Raw genomic sequence first — 23,461 nt, forward strand, 5'->3', positions numbered from 1 at the left:
ATTGCTGTTATATATAGAAAGGCTGTAATTTTATGGAAAAATCATTAAATGAAGAAACATATGAAAAATTAAAATACGATATAATGAATTTTGAAGTTTTGCCAGGAGATTCTATAAGTGCCCAGAAGATTGCATTAAGATATAATGTATCAAGGACACCTGCAAGAGAGGCAATAGTTAATCTTGAGAAAGAAGGACTTTTAAAGGTTATACCTCAGTCTGGAACGTATGTAGCCTGTATTAATTGTAAGCGTTCAGAGCAGGAATGGTTTGTCAGAAAGAGTCTTGAGATTGGGATGGTTGATGCAATTTTTAAAAATGCAAGTGCTGATATGCTTGATAAGATGGCAGGGCTTAATAATCGACTTATTAATTATGACGAAGAAACAGAAAGTATTCCAAGAATAGAGATAGATAATGAATTTCATCAATTAATATATGAATGTTCCGGCGAACAGCTTGCGAAGAATATAATAAAGACACAGATGAGCCATTACAACAGAATTAGATATCTTGCAGAGTTAAATAAAAACATAAGCGTAAAGACTAATGATGAGCATAATATGCTTATTGATGCGATAAGGAATAAAGATAAGAGAATGTATCTTCGCGTTATAAAAGCACATATAAGCAGAATATTTAATGAACTTGATAAGCTTAAGGGAATATATCCGGAATATTTTGAAAAAAATTGAAGTAGATGAAAGAAATTCCCCTTATATCCGCATATTTTTGTATTATTATATTAAAAAGATAAAAATGACTGACGTAATATACTATCATTACGTCAGCCTTTTTTAATTTATAGCTTATTTGTGTTGTATCATTTCGCGGTATTGCGTAGGAGTCATATTTTTAAGCTTTTTAAAAAGCTTGGTAAAGTAGTTCACATCGTTAATGCCACATTGTGCGGCAATATCCTGAATAGCAGACTGTGTTGTGTTGAGCAGATATATTGCATGCTCTATTCTTTTATTGTTGACGAAGTTCGTAAGAGTCACTCCGGTTTCTTTTTTAAAGAGCGTTGATAAATAACTACTGTTTAACATAAACTCTTCTGATAAAGCGTTAAGGCTTAAATCAGCTGTGAGATTGAAGGATATATAGTTGATTATATTCTGTATAGGCTTGCTATATGTCCGTAATGAGTGTGACTGGACAAGAAGACAGTATTTTCTTGTTATTTCATTTTCTAATACTTCAAGCTGTGCGATTGATGTGCAGTCTTCAATTTTAATTGCAAATTTGCGCGATATTTCATCAAGATGTACCGGATGTATATATGCAGTCTGTGCAGCTTTACGGCAGATTGTATTTAATATAATCATAAAGTTCTTTCTGTCACGTATAGAGTCAGATAAGCGTGGCTTTATATCAGAAGAGTTAAGACGCTCCATATTTTCAATAGACTTATAATCTCCATGTGCTATACATTCCATAAGAAATGCTTCATTTTTATAGCGGGTTTCCAGAGCTTCGACAGATTTTTTTGTAGGCTCAGGTGCTTCTTCTTTATACATATACTGGGTTAAATTCTTATTAAGTATATGTTTTTTTTCAATAGTATAATTATTACCCCAAAGCCTGCTGCAAAGACAGCTTATAATAGCTGTAATACATCGTTCATCAGCAAATACTGGAAGAGCAGAGTAGTACAGCTGCATAAACTCATTATACTGCACAGGAACTGAATTGTAAGAACATAAGTCAAGTATTCTCTGGTTAGTGAATCGTTCATATGAGAATGGACCTGCTATGAATATTCTTGTGCTGTCCGGAAGCTTAATATGTATATATTCACATGAAAAGCTGTCATGTATAAATAATGCAGTATTATCCCTGTTATAGGAGCTGATGAACTGGCTGAAGTTTTCTTGATTATTCATATAAGTATTCTGGGTGAAAATGTTATTTCTAAGTCCACCATCAATTTGATTATCCCATGTGTAAGGAGCGTCAATAATATAGGATGGAATTTTTATTTGCGATAAAAGTTCGATTGTATAATCTAAATATATTTTGTATTCCATATATATTCCCCCCAAAGCTATATTTTTACATTATATTTACATATTATAGCATAAGTTGTATAAAATATTATCTATTAATTATTATTTTTAAAATAATTTTTAAAATTATGATATGTGCATAAAACAAAAATTTATATCTGTAACAATTATAAACTTTAAAACTAGCATGTCTCAAATGTAATCACTAACATGTTAATATGAGCACAACTGACATGTTAGTACAATTTAATTATACAATAGTATAATTTTTAGTGTGAAAATTGTACAGGTAAAAATTATACTATAAAGACTAAATTTAGTAATAACTGTTAATAATTAAAAAGGGTATTATAAAACCATAGAAAACAACAGCACAACGAAATGCAGAACAATATTTAAGGACGTCTTTAAAGAAACTATTTAACAATTAATGATGAATACAAAATATATTTCGCATAAGAATGGAGGATATACAATGAAAGAAACTAATGGAAAGGTAAAGCCTTTCGGTATAAAAGATAAGCTGGGCTATATGTTTGGCGATTTTGGTAATGATTTTACATTTTTGTTATCAGCAATGTTTTTACTTAAGTTCTATACAGATGTTATGGGAGTTTCAGCAGCACTTGTAGGACTTATGATGATGGCAGCAAGATTCGTCGATGCCATAACAGATGTAACAATGGGACAGATAGTAGACAGAAGCAGACCTGGTAAGAAAGGTAAGTTCGCTCCTTGGATAAGACGTATGTGTGGTCCGGTTGCTGTAGCTTCATTTCTGATGTATGCAACATATTTTAAGGGAATGCCAATGGGATTTAAGATATTCTGGATGTTCTTCACATATCTCCTCTGGGGAAGCGTATGTTACACAGGAGTTAATATTCCTTATGGTTCAATGGCATCTGCAATTTCAGATAACCCAACAGACAGAACATCACTTTCTAACTGGAGAACAATTGGTGCAACACTTGCACAGACAGCTATAGGTGTTATATTACCACTTGTAGTATATTATACAGATGCAGCCGGTAATTCAGTATTATCTGGTGAAAAGATGATGATTGGAGCATTAATCTGTTCAATAGGCGCAGTTATATGTTATATGCTCTGCTATCATATGACAACAGAAAGAGTTAAGGTAGAACAGAATACACAGAAGTTCTCATTTAAGGAACTTATTAAGCAGCTTGTTCATAATAAGTCATTAATAGGAATTATAGTATGTGCATTAGTATTCTTACTTGCACAGTTATCATTAAGTAACATGAATGCTTATGTATATCCTAATTACTTTGGTAATATAAAGGCTATGTCTATAGCAAGTCTTGCAGGAACAGTTGTTATACTTGCACTTTCAACATTTATAGTAAAGCTTGCTTCAAAGATAGGTAAAAAAGAATTATCAATGATAGGATGCTTTATAAGTGCAGCTTCCTTCATACTATTATTCATAATTCATACACACAATGTATTGGTATGGGTAGGATTAATAATCGTAGCTACAATAGGAACTTCAATGTTCAATATGGTTATATGGGCTATGATTACAGATGTAATTGATGAGTCAGAGGTTCAGACTGGAGTCCGTCAGGATGGAACAATTTATTCAGTATATTCATTTGCAAGAAAGCTTGGACAGGCTTGTTCATCAGGTTTATCAGGAGTGCTTCTTTCAATAATAGGATATACTTCAGTAACAGCCTTTGATCCAAAGGTAGTAGATGGAATATATAATATTACCTGCCTTGTACCAGCGGGAGGAATGATATTACTTTTACTTGCTTTATGGTTCTTATATCCTCTTAATAAGAAGAGAGTTGAAGAGAATGCAGAAAAGCTTAGAATTAAGAGAAATGAAAATGCGTAGTGCAAAACAATATGTAGGTATAAAGTCGGGGCATCTGACCCCGGCATCATCTGAAAAATAAAATTATTATACAAATTATTATACAAAATTTTAAAATTACAGGAGGAATCAATTATGTTATATCCAATTTTAACAGAATCAAGATTATTAAGTGACTTAAGTGGAGTATGGGATTTTAAGTTAGACAATGGCAATGGCTTTGATGAGAAATGGTATGAAGCACCATTAAAGGATGCAGATACTATGCCAGTTCCAGCTTCATACAACGATTTAAAGGAAGGAGCTGATTTCAGGGATCATTACGGATGGGTATTCTATCAGAGAAACATTTCAGTTCCATCATATGTAAAGAGCCAGAGAATTGTATTAAGATGTGCAGCAGTAACACATTATGCAAAGATTTATCTTAATGGTAATTTAATATGTGAGCATAAGGGTGGCTTCCTTCCATTTGAAGTTGAGTTAAATGATGTATTAGAGGATGGTGATAATCTTCTTACAATCGCAGTCAATAATGTTATAGATTACACAACTCTTCCAGTTGGTGGAAAGGCTAACATGATGAGCGGTCTGATGGGCGGAATGGGTGCAGGAGCATCTGAAAAGCCTCAGAATAATCCTAACTTTGACTTCTTTAACTACTGCGGTATCACAAGACCAGTTAAGATATACACAACACCTAAAACTTATATCAATGATATTACAGTAACATCAGATATTGACTTTGGAAAGGAAACACCATCAGCAGTACTTAACTATGCTGTTGATATTGAGGGTGTGGATAAGGATAGCACGGCTTGTAAGGTTGAGGTGTTTGATGCTGAGGGTAACAAGGTTGCAGAGGCAGCAGGAACACAGGGAAAGCTTGAGCTTGAGAATGTAAAGCTATGGCAGCCATTAAATTCTTATCTTTACCAGATAAAGGTTACAGCAGGAGAAGATGTATATACTCTTCCATATGGTGTAAGAAGCGTAAGAGTAGATGGAGTTAAGTTCCTTATTAATGAAAAACCATTTTACTTTAAGGGCTATGGAAAGCATGAGGATACATTCCCTAATGGACGAGGAATTAATCTTCCTATGAACACAAAGGATATATCTATTATGAAGTGGCAGCATGCTAACAGCTTCAGAACAAGCCATTATCCATACAGTGAAGAGATGATGAGATTATGTGACGAGGAAGGTATCGTTGTTATTGATGAAACAACAGCAGTAGGTGTTAACCTTCAGTTTGGTGGCGGTGCTAACTTTGGCGGAGAAAGAATCGGTACATTTGATAAAGAACACGGAGTTCAGACACAGGAGCATCATAAGGATGTTGTAAGAGACCTTATTTCAAGAGATAAGAACCATGCCTGTGTTGTTATGTGGAGTATTGCCAATGAGCCTGACTCAGCAGCAGAGGGAGCATATGATTACTTTAAACCATTGTTTGACCTTGCAAAGGAAATCGATCCACAGAAACGTCCTTGCACATTAGTAAGTGTTCAGGGAACAACTGCTGATACTGATTGTTCTTCTAAATTAAGCGATGTTATATGCCTTAACCGTTATTATGGCTGGTATTTTGGTGGACCAGACCTTGAAATCTCTGAAAAAGGACTTCGCAAGGAACTTTCAGACTGGGGCAAGCTTGGAAAGCCAGTAATGTTTACAGAATATGGTGCAGATACTGTCAGCGGACTTCACGATACAACATCTGTTATGTATACAGAGGAATATCAGGTTGAGTATTATGAGATGAACAATAAGGTATTTGATGAATTCGAATTCGTAGTTGGTGAGCAGGCATGGAACTTTGCAGATTTTGCTACAAGCCAGAGCTTACTCAGAGTACAGGGTAACAAGAAAGGCTTATTCACAAGGGATAGAAAGCCTAAGATGGTAGCTCATTACTTCCGTAACAGATGGAGCAATATTCCAGAATTTGGATATAAGAAGTAATATACAAATAAACAATCAGGTAAATATAATAAGTGATTCACATTAAAACTTTCTCAATTTTATAGTAACAATAAAAAGGGGTGTCGCATTAAGAAATTAGTGCGGCGCCTCTTTCTATACATCAAAAACAATTATATGAAATGTAGTTAATGAAAGAGACTGATATTGACAAAGATAGTGAAAAACTATTAGACTATAACTATATTAAATAGTAGTTTGGAAATGGAGATTAAGATGGCAGAAGTCAGAGTTATTAAATTAAATGAAAGTGTGTATTCTAAGAATGATAATCAGGCGGATATGACACGCCGTATGTTAAATGATAAGAAGGTGTTTTTCGTTAATATTATGTCATCACCGGGAAGTGGTAAGACTACTATGCTGTCAAGACTTATCAATATGCTTAAAGATGATTACCGCATAGGTGAGATGGACGTTGATATTGAGTCTGATATAGATGCAAGAAGAGTAGCAGAGTCAACTGGTGTAAAGACAATGCAGATACATAACGGAGGTTTGTGTCATATAGATGCCAAGATGACGGCAGATGCAATAAGCGAGTATGGTGTAGATGACCTTGATATACTATTTCTTGAAAATATAGGTAATCTTGTGTGCCCTGCTGAGTTCGATACAGGGGCACACCGTAATGTTATGATACTGTCAGTTCCTGAGGGTGATGATAAGCCGCTTAAGTATCCGCTTATGTTCTCAGTATGTAATGTTGTACTTGTTAATAAGATAGATACTCTGAAAGCATTTGATTTTGATATGCAGAAGTTTACTAATCATGTTAAAGAACTTAATCCAAATGCTATAATTATGCCAATAAGTGCAAAGACAGGTGAAGGTATGGAACAGTTTGTAACATGGCTTGCAGATGAACGTAAAAAGTTAACTGAGAAATATTCATAAGTTCTGGCATAGTTAGCTTTATCCGGATTTTGGAACAGGTCGATAAACATACCAGCAACGGCTTCAGCATAGAAATTACACAGGAATATCCTGAAGTGAAATTCTATGACCGTTATAATCCAGCAGAGCTTCTTAAAGAGCTTGGTATGACCAATGAGACTATGGTTGAAGAGATAAGAAATAAGATGGTTTGAGGAAGAATAATATGATTAATAATTTAGGTGAGGGCAGTATACCTAAGCTTATGGCAAAGCTTGCAATTCCAGCGGTTGTAGCTCAGGTAGTGAATTTGCTCTATAATATAGTTGACAGGATATATATAGGACATATACCACAGATAGGTGCAGATGCATTTACAGGTGTTGGTTTATTTACGCCGGTTCTTATGCTTCTTAATGCATTTGCAATGCTTGCCGGTTCGGGTGGAGCACCAAGGGCTGCTATTTATATGGGTAAGAAAGATAATGCTACGGCAGAGAAAATTGTCGGGAACTGTTTTACATTTTTAGTGATATGTGCAGTCGTGCTTACAGCAGGATTTTATGGGACATTGCCAGTGCTTCTTAAATGGTTAGGTGCAAGCAGTGTTACAATGCCATATGCTCTTTCATATGCAAGGATATATGTGCTTGGAAGCATATTTGTGCTTATTGTGTTAGGAATGAATTTGTTTATTACAACGCAGGGTTTTGCCAAGATTAGTATGCTGACAACAGTTATCGGGGCAGTTATTAATATTATATTAGACCCGGTATTTATATTTGTATTCAATATGGGCGTTCAGGGAGCAGCACTTGCAACAGTGCTTAGTCAGGCAGTTGGTGCAGTATGGATACTGCATTTTCTTACAGGAGATAAGACCATTTTAAGACTTAGAAAATGTAATCTGAAGCTTAAAAGCACTATAATAATGCCATGCCTTGCACTTGGAATATCAAGCTTTGTAATGCTTTCAACAGAGAGCATATTATCTGTAAGCTTTACATCAAGTCTGTCACGTTATGGCGGTGATCTGGCGGTTGGTGCTATGACAATTATAACAAGCACTAACCAGCTTGTTCTTATGCCATTGCAGGGAATATGTCAGGGTGGACAGCCTATTATGAGTTATAATTACGGTGCCAAGAACTATGACAGGGTTAAGAGGGCATTTTTTACACAGTTTAAGGTATGTATTATATTTACAATTGCAAGCTGGGCAGTTATGATGCTTGTGCCTCAGGTATTTGCCGGAATGTTTACAAACAATGCAGAACTTAAGCAGTATACAGTGTGGACGTTAAGGGTATATATGGCAGGAATGTTTTCACTGGGCTTTCAGAGATGCTGTCAGCAGAGTTTTATGGCACTGGGACAGGCAAAGGTCAGCCTTATTATGGCTTGCCTTAGAAAGCTGATACTGCTTATACCACTTATATTCATACTTCCGTTATTTATAAGCAATAAGGTGTTTGCAGTATTTCTTGCAGAGCCAGTAAGTGATATTATAGCGGCAGTGGTTACCACAAGTGTATTTATGGTTAAATTTAAGAAACTGCTGGTAGAGGATAATAGCTGACAGTATAAATAGAAAATATTATAAATATATCAGGAGATAACAACTAATGAAGTCACAGTATGAGCATATTATTCATCCATTTCCTCCGCTTTATGACAATAACTCTAAGATACTTATTCTTGGAAGTCTGCCATCTGTTAAATCAAGAGAGCAGATGTTCTTCTATGGACATCCGGGCAACAGGTTCTGGAAGGTTATAACGGCAGTCATTAATAACAGTGGAATGAATGATAAGAATATTGAAGTTCCAGTTACGATAGAGGATAAGAAGCAGATGCTGCATAATAATCATATAGCTTTATGGGATACTTTATATAGCTGCGATATAATCGGTTCAAGTGACAGCAGCATTAAAAATGTCGTACCAACGGATTTAGGACAGATTATAAGCAATTCCCGGATTGAGCGTGTATACTGTAATGGTGCAGCTTCAGGTAATTATTACAAAAAGTACCAGCAGAAAGTACTTGGTATTGAAGCAGAGGTTCTTCCGTCCACAAGCCCTGCAAATGCTGCGTATTCATTGGACAGGCTCATTGGAATATGGAGTGGAACAATAAATATATAAGTAATATGGAAAGTAAGGACAGATATTTGGATAATAATAATCATAAATATAAAAAAGATATAATATTAATTGCAGCATTTGTAATCATAGCAGTTATTGCATTTGTTGTGATTAATCATTTTGTTAAGAAAGATGGTGCATTTGTGCAGATAAAGGTTGACGGACAGGTCATAAAGACAATATCTGTCAATCAGAATGAAACACTGACTATAGAAGGATATCAGGGTGGAAGCAATATTGTCACAATAGAAAATGGTGGTGTGACAATGACAGATGCTGATTGCCCTGACAAGTTATGTGTTAAGACAGGAAGGATAAGCAAGACAGGTGAAACAATAGTCTGTCTTCCACACCGTGTGGTTGTAGAGATTATAGGAGCAGCGGCTGATGATAGCGGGGTCGATTCAATAGTAAGATAGTAATATAAGTAAGGCAGTTGGAAAAAAGTGCAATAGTGTGTTTGTAAATGCAGAATAGGATGAAAAGAAAATTATTATATAATAGTTGAAGGAGTAAATACATTAAAGAATATGACAAAAGAACATAAAAAGAACAACAGCACATATAACATTGCTATGTGCGGGGTGCTTACGGCACTGGCTATGATATTCAGCTATATTGAGAGTATTATACCAGTTCCAATACCAGTTCCTGGAATTAAGCTTGGAGTTGCCAATATAGCAGTTATCACAATTCTTTATACATTGGGAATTAAGGAAGCGGTTATAATTAATATTTTAAGAATATCACTGACTGCAATGCTTTTTGGTAATCTTAACAGCTTTTTGTTTAGTATTGCGGGAGCAGTGCTTAGTATGGTAACAATGATTGTTCTAAAAAAAATAGACAGTTTTTCGTATATCGGTGTGAGTGTAAGTGGAGCAATTATGCATAATGTCGGACAGATAATCGCGGCAATATTTATAATGGGAAGCAGTGCTATAATATATTATCTGCCAGTGCTTATAATAGCTGGTGTAATAACAGGTATTATTATAGGAATTGTGTCAGGAATAGTAGTTAAATATGTAAAAAAAGGGGCTGTCGCTTTAACGATTGAAAATCGTTAAGGTACCAGCCTCTTTTTCCTATAAAAATACGATTTTTAAGTTACTATTTATTAAAATGAATGGGATGTTCCAAAAATTGGCGTACTTTAATAAACCTATACGGGTTTTAAAGATTTTTATTTTGATATTTCTAAATTCAGGCACTTTTTAAAAAGAAGGGGCATCGCACTAATTTCTTAGTGCGACAGCCCCTTTGTGGTAATAGGGTAATTAATAATTTATATTTCACATGCTACATCATATGCTGATTTAATAGCATGTTCAATATTACTTGGACGTTCTCCAGCACAATCACCAATATAGTGAAGTGGAAGAGGACAATCAGAAAGCTCTGGAAGGTTCTTTCTTGCACCAACAGCCATTACAACAAAGTCTGAAGCAATTTCTTCTGTTGATGTATTGTCGTCTATTGTTTTTTCAACAACTACAGAATCATCTTTAATTTCTGATAATTTTGCAGATGTTACTATTTGAACATTATAATGCTCTAATTCCCTCATTAAAGTAGGTAAAATAGTGTTACTTTCTTCTTTTGCAATCTGATCCATCATTTCAATAATTGTAACCTTACATCCGCGTGAAGCCAGATATTCAGCGGTTTCAACACCTACAAGACCACCACCGATTACAGAAACATTACCGAATACGATTTCTTTCTTGGCAAGTACATCCCATGCACTTGCTACAGTTGGAAGATCTTTGCCAGGAACAGGGATTATTGCATTGTTTGCTCCTGTTGCCACAATTACTTCATCGAATGAATTATAATCTTGGGATGTGAATTCCTGACCAAGCCTGAATGTTACATCCAATTCAGGAAGTACATTTGTATAATAATTAATGCTTCTCATCATTTCTTCTTTTCTTGGAGGTACACTAGCAATAAGTAACTGACCACCAATCTGAAGTGATTTCTCAAATATAGTTACATGATGTCCTCTTAATGCGGAAACACGTGCAGCTTCAAGTCCAGCAATACCAGCACCAATAATTGCTATATTCTTTGTTGATGCTGCAGGAGTAATCTGACGAGATCCTTCGTAACCATTTTCAGCATTAAGTACACAACTTAAGAAAGCACGATTCTGAATATTATCTGTACATCCTTTATTACACATCATACATGTTCTGACATTACAGCAATGTCCATCTGCACATTTGTTTGCAAAGTCAGGGTCTGTGAGAAGAGAACGACCTAATCCAATAATATCAGCAGAACCATTTGTAATAACTGCTTCAGCAGCTTCTGGTGTAACGATACGGCCTACTACAGATACAGGAATAGATACAAACTCTTTGATTTTTTTAGAATAAGAAACCATAAATCCGTATGGCTGTGTTCCCATGGCAGGGATTGTATCACCCATATTTCCAGTATGGTTAGCCTGTGCAACATGTAATGTGTCAACACCGCAAGCTTCTAATTCTTTAGCAAAAATGCAAGCTTCATCAAGTGGAAGACCACCTTTTCCTCTAAAACTATTTTCTCCAAGAGGAGTAACTATAGGAAGCTTGTAGTCGATAACCATGTCAGGTACGATTGTTTTTAATCTTTTTACGAGTGTTAATGCAAAACGTGTACGATTAGCCAGGTCACCGCCATATTCATCAGTTCTATGATTTAAAATAGGAGAGCAAAGAGAACCAACAAGACGGTCTCCATGTACTTCAATACAATCAACACCAGCTTCGTGTGCTAAGATAGCACAGTTTTCCATATGCTTTATTATTTCATCAAGCTCTTCTGCAGTAACTTCATTTACAAAGTGCTGCATATCATGGTGAAGTTTAGCTCTTGCTTCCTGCATTTTGCCCTGATGAAACAAATCGTTTAAAGCTTTAACATTGTAGTCAGGATGGAATAACTGAATTCCAAGTTTTGCGCCATTTTCATGACATGCGTCAGCAAGTCTTTTGAAGCTTTGAACCTGCTCAGGTGAATAAAGCTTTGGTGTAGGAGAGAATGTTGGAAGTGGTGCAACATCTCCAATTACTATATATCCGACACCGCCTTTTGCGAGACGCTCGTAAAAACGAAAACTTTGTTCTCCAATTGAACCATCTTTTTCCTCATATCCTGTTGTAAGTGGTGGGAACATAATACGGTTTTTAAACTCAATATTTCCAACTTTTATAGGCTCTAATAATTTCATTGTTCATACTTCCTTTCAAATTGAATATACTATTTAAGTGGTGTTAAAAACTCTAACATTAATTTGTCTAATTCTGCTCTTGCAAAAGCACTGGCAAAATTGTGGTTAGCGCCTTCAATTGTTTTATAATTGCATTTTCCATTGTAAAGTGACTCATATCTATGGCATGTTGCATCATCTACCAAATCATCTGCAGTTCCTCTTATAAGGAGGACTGGTCCGTTGTATCCTTCTGCTGACGAGAATGGCTCATAATTAAATAAATCATGATTAAAAGATGTTGGGAAAGTGAGTCCTTCAATATCGGCCTTGGTGATCCCCTTAGCTTCCATGGCTTCAGCACGATCCTTACATCCAAACCACATTCCAGCACCTGGACACATAAGTATGAGAGCATAAGGATTAACAATAGGAGCGGCAGTAGCAGCTGCGTATCCTCCCATACTCTGACCAGATAAGATAATCTTATCTGGATTGGCAAAATCTTGTGTTTTAGTCCAGTTTATAATATCCTCGATATCGTGTAGGATACCTGTAAAGGTCATGTCCTCGAATTCACCATCACTTTCACCATTTCCGTATAAATCAAAACGGACACTGGCAAATCCATGTTCAGCTAATAATCTGGCTGTGTGCGTATAAATACTTTTGTAACCGCTTTTATTCCCTGTAAAGCCATGTACATTTACAATAGCAGGAAATCTTGTGCCATCTTCTGGAATGTTAACTATTCCGCGTAAGATGTGTCCATCACGGTTTGTGATTTCTACTTGTTTTGTCAATTTAAAATACCTCCATTTCTAATTTTATTCTGCAGTAGTAGCATTTCGCTTGTCAGCTAAATCCTGTAACATTTCAGCTGTTTTCTCTTTTGTAAGAGGGTAGATAAATTTTAATACCAGAACAGCTAATAAATATCCTACAACATATAAACCTGTATATGTTTTCCAAAGATGTCCTGAGAATGCTTCATTCTGGACAGCTTCATTAACCTGGAATCCAGCAATTGCAAGTGCAAAACTACTCATACTTCCTGATACAGCATTAGCAAGTTTACGGAAGAATGTATATGCCGAATATACAATTCCTTCATTACGTTTTCCTGTCTGAAGTTCTTGATAATCAATTGCATCATTTACAAGTGCCCAAACTAATACTTGGAAACCACTTACTCCAAGATAGCAGATTCCGTTGATGATAATAAAGAGCAAAGGATTTTCAAGTGGGAAGAAGAATAAAATAGCATAAACAACAACTGAGAAAGTTGCACTGTACATGATCCATTCTTTCTTTCCAAATTTCTTAGCAACAAATTTTGTGCCTACGAATGCAATAAGTGACCAGAGTACACTTAACATACCTGAAACTGCCATGATGGCAACATTTCCAAAATAATCGCGGAATAAATAAGTATTTAATCCGTTAACCATACCTGCTCCAACAATACCGATAAAGCTTGATAACATAACTCCGAGTAATGCTTTGTTTTTAGTAATATCTTTAATTACCTGGAAGTAGTTAAACTTTTCTTTTTTCTCAACAACTGGTTCTGTAATAATACGCTCTTTACACCAATGAGATGTAAACATAAGACAGATTAATCCAATAACTGCACAGATTGCTGACATAATAAGGAAATGGCTAGGTACTGGCTGGTTATCTTTATATAAGAATAATGGTCCAGCAATAACGATAACTGTCATAAAAATTGTACCGCCAAGACTTCTGAAACGAGAAAGGTCAGTACGTTGGTTAACATCATCAGTCATTACACTTGAAAGACTACCAAATGGAACGTTGACACATGTGTACATAATTTCGTAAACAATATATGTAATGAACATATAAGCAATACGTGCACCATAAGCGAAATTGCTTACGTTAACAAATCCTAATATACAGAGTACTGCAGTTGGAAAAGCAAAGAATTTAATCCAAGGAATAAATTTTCCTTTTCCTTTGTTTTTGTGGCTATCAACAAGTGCACCAATTAAAGGGTCATTTATAGCATCCCAAAACTTTGTAACAAGCATAAGGATTCCTACGTGTACTGGATTAACTTTTAATACCAGTGTATAAAAAATAGCAAGATACATGGCACGGAACTGCTCAGTACAGCAACATCCCAAATCGCCAAGAGTGTAACCAATTTTGTCCTTCATGGAAAAAGGTCTTGTTTCTTTCATGATAATTTACCTCCAAACATTTATATTGTTTTAGTAGCTACAATCTTATTATATTGGGGTTATGCTGATATCCATATACAAATATTGCTTGCAAACTACGAAAAATTGATATATTGTATATTTTGACGAAATGAACAAAAAATATAATAGGAAAGTGTACAAAATAGACATATGAAAAAGCAAGGCTACAAAATGGAATATTTGAAAATATTGGATAGTGCCCAGCGAAGCTTTGGGCAAAAGGAGAGCTATACAATTGTATTTATAGCTGGTGGGATAGGGTATATGCACCAGGAGGACGATAATATTGTATGTACTATGGAGGATTTGATATTTATTAAGCCAGGTAATAAAGTAAAGCTTGAATATCGTAAAAATAAGTATCCTCTTGAAGTTTATGTTCTTTATATAGGTGGAGAACTTTTAAGGAAATTGTCAGATGAAGAAACAAGACTTGATGAAGCGTTTGATTTTGTTCCGTATCAAGTTAAGATTGTTCATTCTGAGACTGAATCGGCTATGCTTATAAAGAATATATCAAAAAAGCTCTATTCGATGAATAATGAGCCGCCTAAATTTGCCCACTCATTATACGAGAAAAGCCTATTAACTATGATTCTTGTACTTGCACTTCGCTCATCTGTTCAGGATGATGTACAGATCAAGAAGAAGAAGAAAAAACACGTTGTAATGGATGATATTTTTATTTATATCAGAGAACATTTGACAGAAGATATCTCGTTGGAGCGCTTGGAAAATGAATTTTATATAAGCCGTTATCATATAGTAAGAGAGTTTAAAAAATTGACAGGTGAGACACCTCATTCATACATTGTAAAGAGCAAACTTGATTTATGCCGCCATTATATAGAGCAGGGGAAAAGTATTCATGAGGTATATGAGCTTGGTGGATTTGGAGGGTATAATCATTTTTTTAGAGCATTTAAGAAAGAATATGGTGTTACTCCAATGCAATATTACAAAGATTTAAAGATTGACAGGAATGAAAAGTAATGATTGTGTTTGTAGAATAAAGCAAATTTTGCCTGATTTTTTGTAACGGCTTTTTTCCACACGAAAGTATATTTATTGGCATTTGCCTCAATCTTGAAACTTCTGCGAGAATACGCTTAGAACAAGGGGCAAAATGAATGCTTCTGAATCGTGCAAGTGTTGCATGGTCAGGTGCAGAATGCCCTTCTAGAAGAAATATGAAATTGATATCTCTTTTGCAGTTTTCGAGTGGAAGTTTTAGTTGATATCCACTCTGATTTAAAGTATAATCTTTTTGTAATTTATTATGTAATAGCATACTAATATTTTACTATAAATCCCAGGTTTTTCGAAGCCTGGGATTTATTTTTTTAGATTATATACCGCCTTAACATAAAAGAAGGGGCATCGCACTAATTTCTTAGTGCGACAGCCCCTTTTTTTATATCATTATTTAGTTTAAATTTTTAATAGAATTACTGCTTATACTGTGTCATTGATAAATCATCAATAGTCTTAACAACAGTATGAGGAATTGGCTTCCATTCAACCTTCTTAAATAACGCTACAATTGAGATTGGAATATATGTAGCTATAAAGAGAGGAAAAGAGAAAAGATACATAATCTTCTTTCTTGCAGGTGCAAGAATCTTCTTCCACTCAGTTATTAAAGTTATAAGTCCTATTACTAAAAGCATCATATAGAAATTAAAGAAACCAAGTAAAATAGCCTGAACAGTTGGACCAGCAATCTGCTTGAATAATGTAGGATTAAGACCACCACATAATAATATTATTACATTAAGAAGTATTGTTCCAAGTGTAAATAAAGTAGCAGGTGCAAGTGTCATTATCATATCATAGCAGGATACGAACATTCTCTTTTCCTTGAACATTGTCCTGAATAAGTCTCTGCCATACTTAAATAATACCTGATAGAAGCCTTTTGTCCAACGCATACGCTGATTCCAAGACTGTTTAAATGTTGTTGGCTGTTCATCATAGAACATAGCATCTTCGCAATAACCAACCTTTTCGCCATCAAGAATATTAGTTACAGTAAATTCAATATCCTCTGTTAAAAGATTGCATTTCCAGCCGTGGTTCTTCTTGATAATAGAGCTGTCTACAAGATAGCCAGTTCCGGATACAGCACAGCTTGTCTTAATCATCATTCGTGGGTTGTTAAGATATTTAGCTTCTCTTATAAACCATAAAGAATAACCGGCTGTAATCCAGTTAGTGTCATAATTCTTAGAGTTACGATAGCTTGTGACAACTTTGTACCCACTGTCGAATACTTTGTTCATCTCTCTGACGTAATTGACATCGATAATATTATCTGCATCGAATACGAAATAACCGTCATAACAAGTGTAATCACCACGTTCTTCACATATCTTATTAAAGACATAGTCCATAGCATAGCCTTTACCAATAAGTATATTGTTGAAACGCTCATAAACAATGGCACCGTGTTGTCTTGAAATCTCCGCAGTATTATCAGTACAGTTATCAGCTACTACGATAACATCAATAAGCTCTGAAGGATAATTCTGGTTCTTAATACTGTCAATTAAATTGCCAATAACGGCATTTTCATTACGTGCGGCAATAATAAATGCGTATTTGTGAAGTGTCTTAGCTTCGGTGTTGTAATTCTTTTTTTTCTTTTTACCAAGCAATGCGATAATAACGTATATTCCCTGATAACAATAGAAGATGGTCAATACAATATACACAAATGCGTTGATATCTGATACGATTTTCATTTGAAATCCTCACTAATCATTAAAAAATAAAAGTCTGTTAAAACTTTTACAAACTTTTGCAAAGTTCTTTACAGATTATATCATTAGTTCGTTAGCTGTCAATAGTTAATCGAACTAATATTTCTAAAAAAAGTGACAAAATTCGCTCTCAATGTGATATTATATGTGTTATTATATAAAAGTTACATATACACATTGGCGAAAGGAATACTAAAATGTATAAAGAAATATCTCAATTAATTATGTATGGAAATCTCGATAACAGTTCTATTTTATCATCAATGGCAGATATATTCAATCGTTTTGATAACAAATTATCATCAAAAGAAGAGCTGGTTACAGATATATATACTCAGGTAAAAAGAATTTTAGAAGTTGCAACAGATTATGGTTTCGATAAGAATTTATGGCAGAATTATCTTACATATTTTCTTATTACTAATGAGAATCCATTCAGCATTACCTGTGAAAAGGTAGGAGCTAATGACGGAAGTGTTAATGTATTTGCAAAGAATGACTTTAAAGTATTCTACAATCTTTTCCATTATGATTTTTCATTTATAGAGAAAGAACTCGGCATTGACTGTTTCTCTATAATCTCTGATTATAAGGCAATCGTTAAGAAGGAGCTGATGTATAATAAAAATGTAAGTGAAAAGGTTCAGGCATTAAGCGAAAAGCTTGCCAAAGCTGCTAATGCAGATGAATTCTTTGATATAGTTACAGAATTCTATAAAGCATATGGCGTAGGTATGTTCGGACTTAACAAGGCGTTCAGAATATCTGCAACAGAGAATGGAAAGCTTACATTTAACCCTATTAATAATATGGATAAGGTTGTATTAGATGATCTTATTGGATATGAGATACAAAAAAAGAAGCTTGTTGAGAATACAGAGAACTTTGTTCAGGGCAGAAAAGCCAATAATGCTCTTTTATTTGGTGACAGCGGAACTGGTAAGTCTACAAGTATCAAGGCTATCGTTAATGAATATTATGACCAGGGCTTAAGAATGATAGAGATATATAAGCATCAGTTTAAGGATTTATCAAATGTAATAGCGGCCATTAAGAACAGAAACTACAAGTTCATTATATATATGGATGATTTATCATTTGAAGAATTTGAGATTGAGTACAAGTTCTTAAAGGCAGTCATTGAGGGTGGCGTTGAAACTAAGCCTGACAATATTCTTATATATGCGACATCTAACAGAAGACATCTTATCAAAGAAACATGGAACGACAGAAATGATATGGAATCTTCTAACGGACTTCACAGATCAGATACGATTGAAGAAAAGATGTCGCTTGTTAATAGATTTGGGTGTCAGATAAGCTATTCTAAACCATCTAATAAGGAATATTATAATATTGTAATAGGACTTGCCAAGAAAAATGGACTTGATATGTCAGAAGAAGAACTTATGGCTGAGGCTAATAAGTGGGAATTAAGCCACGGAGGCATATCAGGAAGAACCGCACAGCAGTTTATTAACCATTGTCTTGGAATGCGGAAGTAATATTTATATGTAAAATAATGATATTATAAAACAGCATTTTGAAAAATAGGATAAAAACAACAAAATAAAATCATAAATAGTATTTTAAATATAAGAGCGGAGAGTAATAATGTATTCATATATAATAGGTGAATTTGTTGAGATGACACCAGAAGGGATAGTTATAGAGAATAATGGGATTGGCTATGACATTAAGACATCGTCCCTTACAGCTGAAAATATACCTAAATCGGGTGAATTTGTAAAGGTGTATACATATCTGCACGTAAGAGAAGACGATATGAGCCTGTATGGATTTCTTACAAGAGATGAACTTAACGTATTTAAATTATTAATAAATGTCAACGGAATAGGTCCTAAGGGGGCACTTGGAATATTATCAGCAATCAGCACAGATGATTTAAGATTTGCAGTACTGTCAGATGATGTTAATCTTATAAAGAGCTGTCCGGGTGTTGGTGCTAAGACAGCACAGAGGCTTATTATTGAACTTAAGGATAAGTTAAAGGTTGAGGAAGCCTTTGAGATGGCACTTAATAACAGAAATAAGGCAAATGCGGCAGCAGAGCAGGATAATTCTATTATTGTTATGAATGATGCAGTTGAGGCACTTGTATCACTTGGCTATAGCAGTAAGGATGCGATTAAGGCTGTCAAGAAGGTTGATGATATTGATAAGAAGAATTCAGAGGCAATACTTAAGGAGGCTCTTAAAAGCCTTGCAACTTTATAGGTAAAATAAAAGAATATTTGAATATAAGAGAGCATTTGATTATAAAATAGTGCTTAGTTATAAAAAGGGTATTTAATTATGAGGAGGTGAAATACAACGTGGAAAAAAGAATAATATCCACAGAAATCCTTACGGAAGATGCAAAGATAGAGAATTCGTTAAGACCATTAAAGCTTGATGATTATGTAGGACAGGAAAAGGTTAAAAGAAACCTTAAAGTATATATAAAGGCAGCAAAGGAGAGAGGAGATTCACTAGACCATGTCTTATTTTATGGACCTCCTGGACTTGGTAAGACAACACTTGCTGGAATTATAGCTAATGAAATGGGAGTTAATATAAAGGTAACTTCTGGTCCGGCTATAGAGAAACCTGGAGAAATGGCAGCAATACTCAATAATCTTAGTGAGGGAGATATATTGTTCGTTGATGAGATACACAGACTTAACAGACAGGTTGAGGAAGTACTGTATCCAGCAATGGAAGATTATGAGATTGATATAATGATTGGAAAAGGTGCTACTGCAAGGTCGATAAGACTTGACCTTCCGCATTTTACACTTGTTGGTGCAACGACAAGAGCAGGACTTTTATCTGCACCTTTAAGAGATAGATTTGGAGTTGTTAATCATCTTGAATTCTATAATTGTGATGAATTAAAGAAGATTATAGTAAGGTCAGCAGAGGTTCTTGGCGTTGATATTGATGATGATGGTGCATATGAGCTTGCAAGAAGATCAAGGGGAACACCACGACTTGCCAACAGATTATTAAAGAGGGTAAGGGATTTTGCACAGGTAAAATATGACGGTAATATAACTAAAGATGTTGCTGATTATGCACTTGATCTTTTAGATGTTGACAGGGACGGACTTGATAGGAATGACAGGCTTATTCTTTCTACAATTGTAGAGAAATTTGACGGAGGACCTGTTGGAATAGAGACACTTGCGGCTTCTATTGGTGAAGATTCGGGAACGCTTGAAGATGTATATGAGCCATATCTTATACAGAATGATTATATTAACAGGACACCTAGAGGAAGAGTTGCAACAAAGAAAGCATATGATAATCTTGGTATTGAACTAAGAGAGTAGATATTGTATACTTACTATATATTATTGTTAAGCAGGTCAGGAGGATGCAGATGTCATCAAAGAATACAACAGAGGTAATCATAGGTGGAAAAGTATTTACTTTGGGAGGATATGAAAGTGAAGAATATCTTCAGAAGATAGCATCATATATTAATAATAAACTTGCTGAGTTCGGTAAAGACGAGAATTTTAGAAAGCAGTCAGCAGAGATAAGAGCTAATCTTATGTATCTTAATGTTGCCGATGATTATTTTAAGGCAAAGAAGCTTGGTGATGGTTTATCTTTAGAGATTGAGAATAAAGATAAGGAAATCTATGACCTTAAGCACGAACTTATTGCAGCACAGATAAAGTCTGAGTCTGCTGATAAGCAGATTGAGGAATTGAAGGGTAACATAGAGAAGCTTCAAAATACCATTGTAAAGCTTGAAACAGAACTTAATGATTCAAAGAAATAATTATATTTAGCGGGGCTGGGGACAATGTGCTACAGTCCCGATTTGATTAATAAGTATTATAGAATGAGGATAAATGATATATTATGGAATTAACACATGGTAACAACTACAACAGAATAGAAGTTCTTGCACCAGCAGGTTCTCTTGAAATATGTAAGGCTGTTATTAATGCAGGGGCAGATGCGGTGTATCTTGGAGGAGATATGTTCGGCGCAAGGGCATACGCAGGCAATCTTAATAATGAAGAGATGCTTGAAGCACTTGACTATGCACATAGAGCTGGGTGCAGAATATATCTTACAGTTAATACACTTCTTAAGCACAAAGAGATAGAAGGACAATTGATTTCATATATAAGACCATTTTATGAACACGGACTTGATGCGGTTATTGTTCAGGATTTAGGAGTTATGCGGCTTATAAAGAAGCATTTTCCAGATATGGACATACACGCAAGCACACAGATGACACAGACAGGCAGTCTTGGTGCTAAGCTTCTGTGGGATATGGGTGCAGAGCGTGTTGTCACTTCAAGAGAGATGACATTAACTGAGATTGCACAGCTTCATAAAGATTGTCCGGATATGGAGATTGAAAGCTTTGTTCACGGTGCTATGTGTTATTGTTACTCGGGACAATGTCTTATGAGCAGTTTCAGAGGTGGAAGAAGCGGCAACAGGGGAAGATGTGCACAGCCCTGCAGGCTTTCTTATAAAGTATATGATAATGACAGTCAGATTAACGACAAAGATAATTCCTTTGCATTAAGTCCTAAAGATATGTGTGCCCTGCCTATACTTCCAGATATAATAGAAGCTGGTGTGTATTCGTTAAAGATAGAAGGAAGAATGAAAAATGTGACCTATGCCGCATATGTTACTTCTATATATAGGCATTATGTTGATGAATACATTAAATATGGAAGAAAAGGCTATAAAATAACTAAGAAAGATATAGATAATCTATGTGATATATATAACCGAGGCTCTTTTACGACAGGGTTTTATAACAGCAAGAAGGGTAAGGAGATGATGTCGTATGAACGTCCTAATCATAGGGGGAGTGAAGCATTAAAGGTCGTTAGTAATGATAAGGGAAGGGTTACATTTAAAGCATTAAAGGATATCAATCCACAGGATGTATTCGAGATTGACAAGGAACACAGCTTTGAGAGTGGCTCGTTTGTTAAGGCGGGTAATACTTTAGTGGTCAATCTTCCAAGAAAATATAATCTGTACAAGGACAGAATTATTAACAGAATGAAGAATTCTTCTCTTGAAAGACTTGTAAAAGAAAAGTATGTGCAGACAAGCTTTGAAAGAGATATTGATATGTATATGGAGGCTGTGAAAGGCTCACCATTAAGTCTTACCGCTGTGACTGGTCAATTCAGTGCAAGCATATCAGGCAGTGAGGTGACTAAAGCTTTAAAACAGCCAGCCGATTACGAAGATGTTAAGAGCAAGCTTATAATGACAGGTAACACCGGATATAAAGTGTCTGGCATAGAACTTCATATGGATAATGATGTGTTCTTATCGGTTGGAGAATTAAAGAAGCTAAGAAGAGAAGTTATAGCACAGCTTGATAATAATATATTAAGTTCATATTGCAGGACATATAAAGAGCCGGACGATAGTATAATAAATCCCTGCTGTATGACATATAACGAGCAGGATAATAGCATATTAAGTTCGGATTGTGATGCACATAATGAGCATAACAATAATTGCACAGGTATTGAAAGTCAATATAATGATGTGTCAGATAATGCAGGCAAGATGTTATGTACAGTATATTGTCATTCCTTTGATATTGTCAGCTCGGTGATTGATATAGTCAGCAGTCCTGATAATAAGCTGGATATTGCAGTTGGAAGAATATATCTTGATTTTGGAATGTATTACAGCGACCGGCAGAGATTTATTAAAGTGTGTGAAAAAATCAACAAAATGGGAATTAAGCTGTTTATAGCACTTCCTTATATTCTTGAACAGAGCAGGGCAAGACAGCTTTCGGCTATGCTTGATGATATAGAACATAATACTGGAATAATAATAGACGGCTATCTTGTAAGAAATATTGAAGAAATCGGACTTATAGGAAGCAGAAAGTCTAAAGTTAAAGATATAATTACTGATACAGGACTGTATGTATTTAATAAGTATGCAGGTTATGAATTGAAAGATATTGCTGATAAGGCGGGGGTAAGGCTGCTATCCCACACACTTCCGCTTGAGCTTAATAATTCTGAGTTACAGGATACTCTGACTGCTGGAAGTGAGATTATTGTGTATGGAAAAATACCTGCTATGGTATCTAAATCGTGTGTTAGAAAGACTTATGGAATATGTGATAAGAAGTGTAGTACAACTCTTTTAAAGCAGGGTAGTGATGTAAGCTACATAGTTGAGAGCGTATGCAGTTATTGTTACACAGTGACGTGGGCAGGCACATTTGATTTAACAGAAGAACTTAAAAGAAATGACCTTGGTGTTAGGTCGTTAAGATTTGAGTTCATAGATGAAGATACTTTTACAATAAAGAAAGCTTTAAGCTTTGAGGGGGTATCGCCATATAAGGGACATTTCTATAGAGGAGTCAATTAA

General features: G+C 35.1%; 19 protein-coding genes and 1 pseudogene. 14 read left to right on the forward strand and 6 right to left on the reverse strand.

The annotated features are described in order from the left end of the window. Positions 1-32: 32 nt before the first annotated feature. The gene (locus WMO14_RS01210) at positions 33-695 is read left to right on the forward strand and encodes a GntR family transcriptional regulator (RefSeq protein WP_349153138.1); all 663 of its coding nucleotides are present in this window, start codon (positions 33-35) and stop codon (positions 693-695) included. Between the two features lie 114 nt (positions 696-809). Here the strand turns inward: WMO14_RS01210 and WMO14_RS01215 are convergent, their stop codons facing one another. After that, positions 810-2,030, reverse strand: coding sequence for an AraC family transcriptional regulator (locus WMO14_RS01215; protein ID WP_349153139.1), 1,221 nt, complete (start codon positions 2,028-2,030; stop codon positions 810-812). 454 nt (positions 2,031-2,484) lie between these two features. Between WMO14_RS01215 and WMO14_RS01220 the strand changes: the two genes are divergently transcribed. The 7 genes from WMO14_RS01220 to WMO14_RS01250 all read left to right on the forward strand — a co-directional run bounded on the left by WMO14_RS01220 (position 2,485) and on the right by WMO14_RS01250 (position 9,937). Then, positions 2,485-3,879, forward strand: a complete 1,395-nt coding sequence (locus tag WMO14_RS01220) for an MFS transporter (protein WP_022502166.1) — start codon at positions 2,485-2,487, stop codon at positions 3,877-3,879. Positions 3,880-3,993: 114 nt separating this feature from the next. Beyond that, positions 3,994-5,826: a beta-glucuronidase gene (gene uidA / locus WMO14_RS01225; RefSeq protein WP_022502167.1), complete on the forward strand. Its 1,833-nt coding sequence runs from the start codon at positions 3,994-3,996 to the stop codon at positions 5,824-5,826. A gap of 234 nt (positions 5,827-6,060) precedes the next feature. Next, positions 6,061-6,741, forward strand: coding sequence for a hydrogenase nickel incorporation protein HypB (gene hypB, locus WMO14_RS01230; RefSeq protein ID WP_055174613.1), 681 nt, complete (start codon positions 6,061-6,063; stop codon positions 6,739-6,741). A 205-nt stretch (positions 6,742-6,946) separates the two neighbouring features. After that, the gene (locus tag WMO14_RS01235; protein ID WP_349153140.1) at positions 6,947-8,299 is read left to right on the forward strand and encodes an MATE family efflux transporter; all 1,353 of its coding nucleotides are present in this window, start codon (positions 6,947-6,949) and stop codon (positions 8,297-8,299) included. Positions 8,300-8,345: 46 nt separating this feature from the next. After that, positions 8,346-8,867, forward strand: coding sequence for a DNA-deoxyinosine glycosylase (locus tag WMO14_RS01240; protein ID WP_349153141.1), 522 nt, complete (start codon positions 8,346-8,348; stop codon positions 8,865-8,867). A 26-nt stretch (positions 8,868-8,893) separates the two neighbouring features. After that, the gene (locus tag WMO14_RS01245) at positions 8,894-9,286 is read left to right on the forward strand and encodes a NusG domain II-containing protein (protein WP_349153142.1); all 393 of its coding nucleotides are present in this window, start codon (positions 8,894-8,896) and stop codon (positions 9,284-9,286) included. A 111-nt stretch (positions 9,287-9,397) separates the two neighbouring features. Further along, positions 9,398-9,937 (forward strand): Gx transporter family protein, encoded by a 540-nt coding sequence (locus tag WMO14_RS01250; RefSeq protein WP_022502174.1) that lies wholly within the window; start codon positions 9,398-9,400, stop codon positions 9,935-9,937. 218 nt (positions 9,938-10,155) lie between these two features. Here WMO14_RS01250 and bilR read toward each other — a convergent pair whose 3' ends face one another. Genes bilR through WMO14_RS01265 form a run of 3 tightly spaced genes read right to left on the reverse strand, consistent with a single transcriptional unit; the run spans position 10,156 to position 14,276 of the window. After that, on the reverse strand, positions 10,156-12,090 hold the full coding sequence (gene bilR / locus WMO14_RS01255) for a bilirubin reductase, long form (RefSeq protein ID WP_349153143.1): 1,935 nt from the start codon (positions 12,088-12,090) through the stop codon (positions 10,156-10,158). Between the two features lie 29 nt (positions 12,091-12,119). Further along, positions 12,120-12,872: an alpha/beta hydrolase gene (locus WMO14_RS01260; protein WP_055174630.1), complete on the reverse strand. Its 753-nt coding sequence runs from the start codon at positions 12,870-12,872 to the stop codon at positions 12,120-12,122. Between the two features lie 24 nt (positions 12,873-12,896). Continuing rightward, positions 12,897-14,276, reverse strand: coding sequence for an MFS transporter (locus WMO14_RS01265; protein ID WP_055174632.1), 1,380 nt, complete (start codon positions 14,274-14,276; stop codon positions 12,897-12,899). A gap of 192 nt (positions 14,277-14,468) precedes the next feature. On the opposite strand from WMO14_RS01265, the gene WMO14_RS01270 reads away from it, so the two are divergent. After that, positions 14,469-15,290: a helix-turn-helix domain-containing protein gene (locus WMO14_RS01270; RefSeq protein ID WP_242854115.1), complete on the forward strand. Its 822-nt coding sequence runs from the start codon at positions 14,469-14,471 to the stop codon at positions 15,288-15,290. A 17-nt stretch (positions 15,291-15,307) separates the two neighbouring features. Here the strand turns inward: WMO14_RS01270 and WMO14_RS01275 are convergent. Both WMO14_RS01275 and WMO14_RS01280 read right to left on the reverse strand, forming a co-directional pair. Continuing rightward, positions 15,308-15,588 (reverse strand): annotated as a pseudogene (locus WMO14_RS01275) (transposase); the annotation flags it as partial. 157 nt (positions 15,589-15,745) lie between these two features. Next, positions 15,746-17,041, reverse strand: coding sequence for a glycosyltransferase family 2 protein (locus WMO14_RS01280; RefSeq protein WP_022501836.1), 1,296 nt, complete (start codon positions 17,039-17,041; stop codon positions 15,746-15,748). Between the two features lie 215 nt (positions 17,042-17,256). Between WMO14_RS01280 and WMO14_RS01285 the strand changes: the two genes are divergently transcribed. From WMO14_RS01285 to WMO14_RS01305, 5 genes are all read left to right on the forward strand, one after another. Then, on the forward strand, positions 17,257-18,564 hold the full coding sequence (locus tag WMO14_RS01285) for an ATP-binding protein (protein ID WP_022501835.1): 1,308 nt from the start codon (positions 17,257-17,259) through the stop codon (positions 18,562-18,564). A gap of 109 nt (positions 18,565-18,673) precedes the next feature. Then, entirely contained in the window at positions 18,674-19,297 is a 624-nt protein-coding gene (gene ruvA, locus WMO14_RS01290) for a Holliday junction branch migration protein RuvA (RefSeq protein WP_022501834.1), read from the forward strand. 98 nt (positions 19,298-19,395) lie between these two features. Beyond that, a complete protein-coding gene (gene ruvB / locus WMO14_RS01295) occupies positions 19,396-20,394 on the forward strand; it encodes a Holliday junction branch migration DNA helicase RuvB (protein ID WP_055174640.1) in 999 nt (332 codons plus the stop codon). A 50-nt stretch (positions 20,395-20,444) separates the two neighbouring features. Beyond that, a complete protein-coding gene (locus tag WMO14_RS01300) occupies positions 20,445-20,852 on the forward strand; it encodes a cell division protein ZapA (protein WP_022501832.1) in 408 nt (135 codons plus the stop codon). A gap of 83 nt (positions 20,853-20,935) precedes the next feature. Next, entirely contained in the window at positions 20,936-23,461 is a 2,526-nt protein-coding gene (locus tag WMO14_RS01305) for a peptidase U32 family protein (RefSeq protein WP_349153144.1), read from the forward strand.

The organism is Lachnospira rogosae (ex Hitch et al. 2025), from assembly GCF_040096455.1.
In the GTDB taxonomy this organism is placed as follows: domain Bacteria; phylum Bacillota; class Clostridia; order Lachnospirales; family Lachnospiraceae; genus Lachnospira; species Lachnospira rogosae.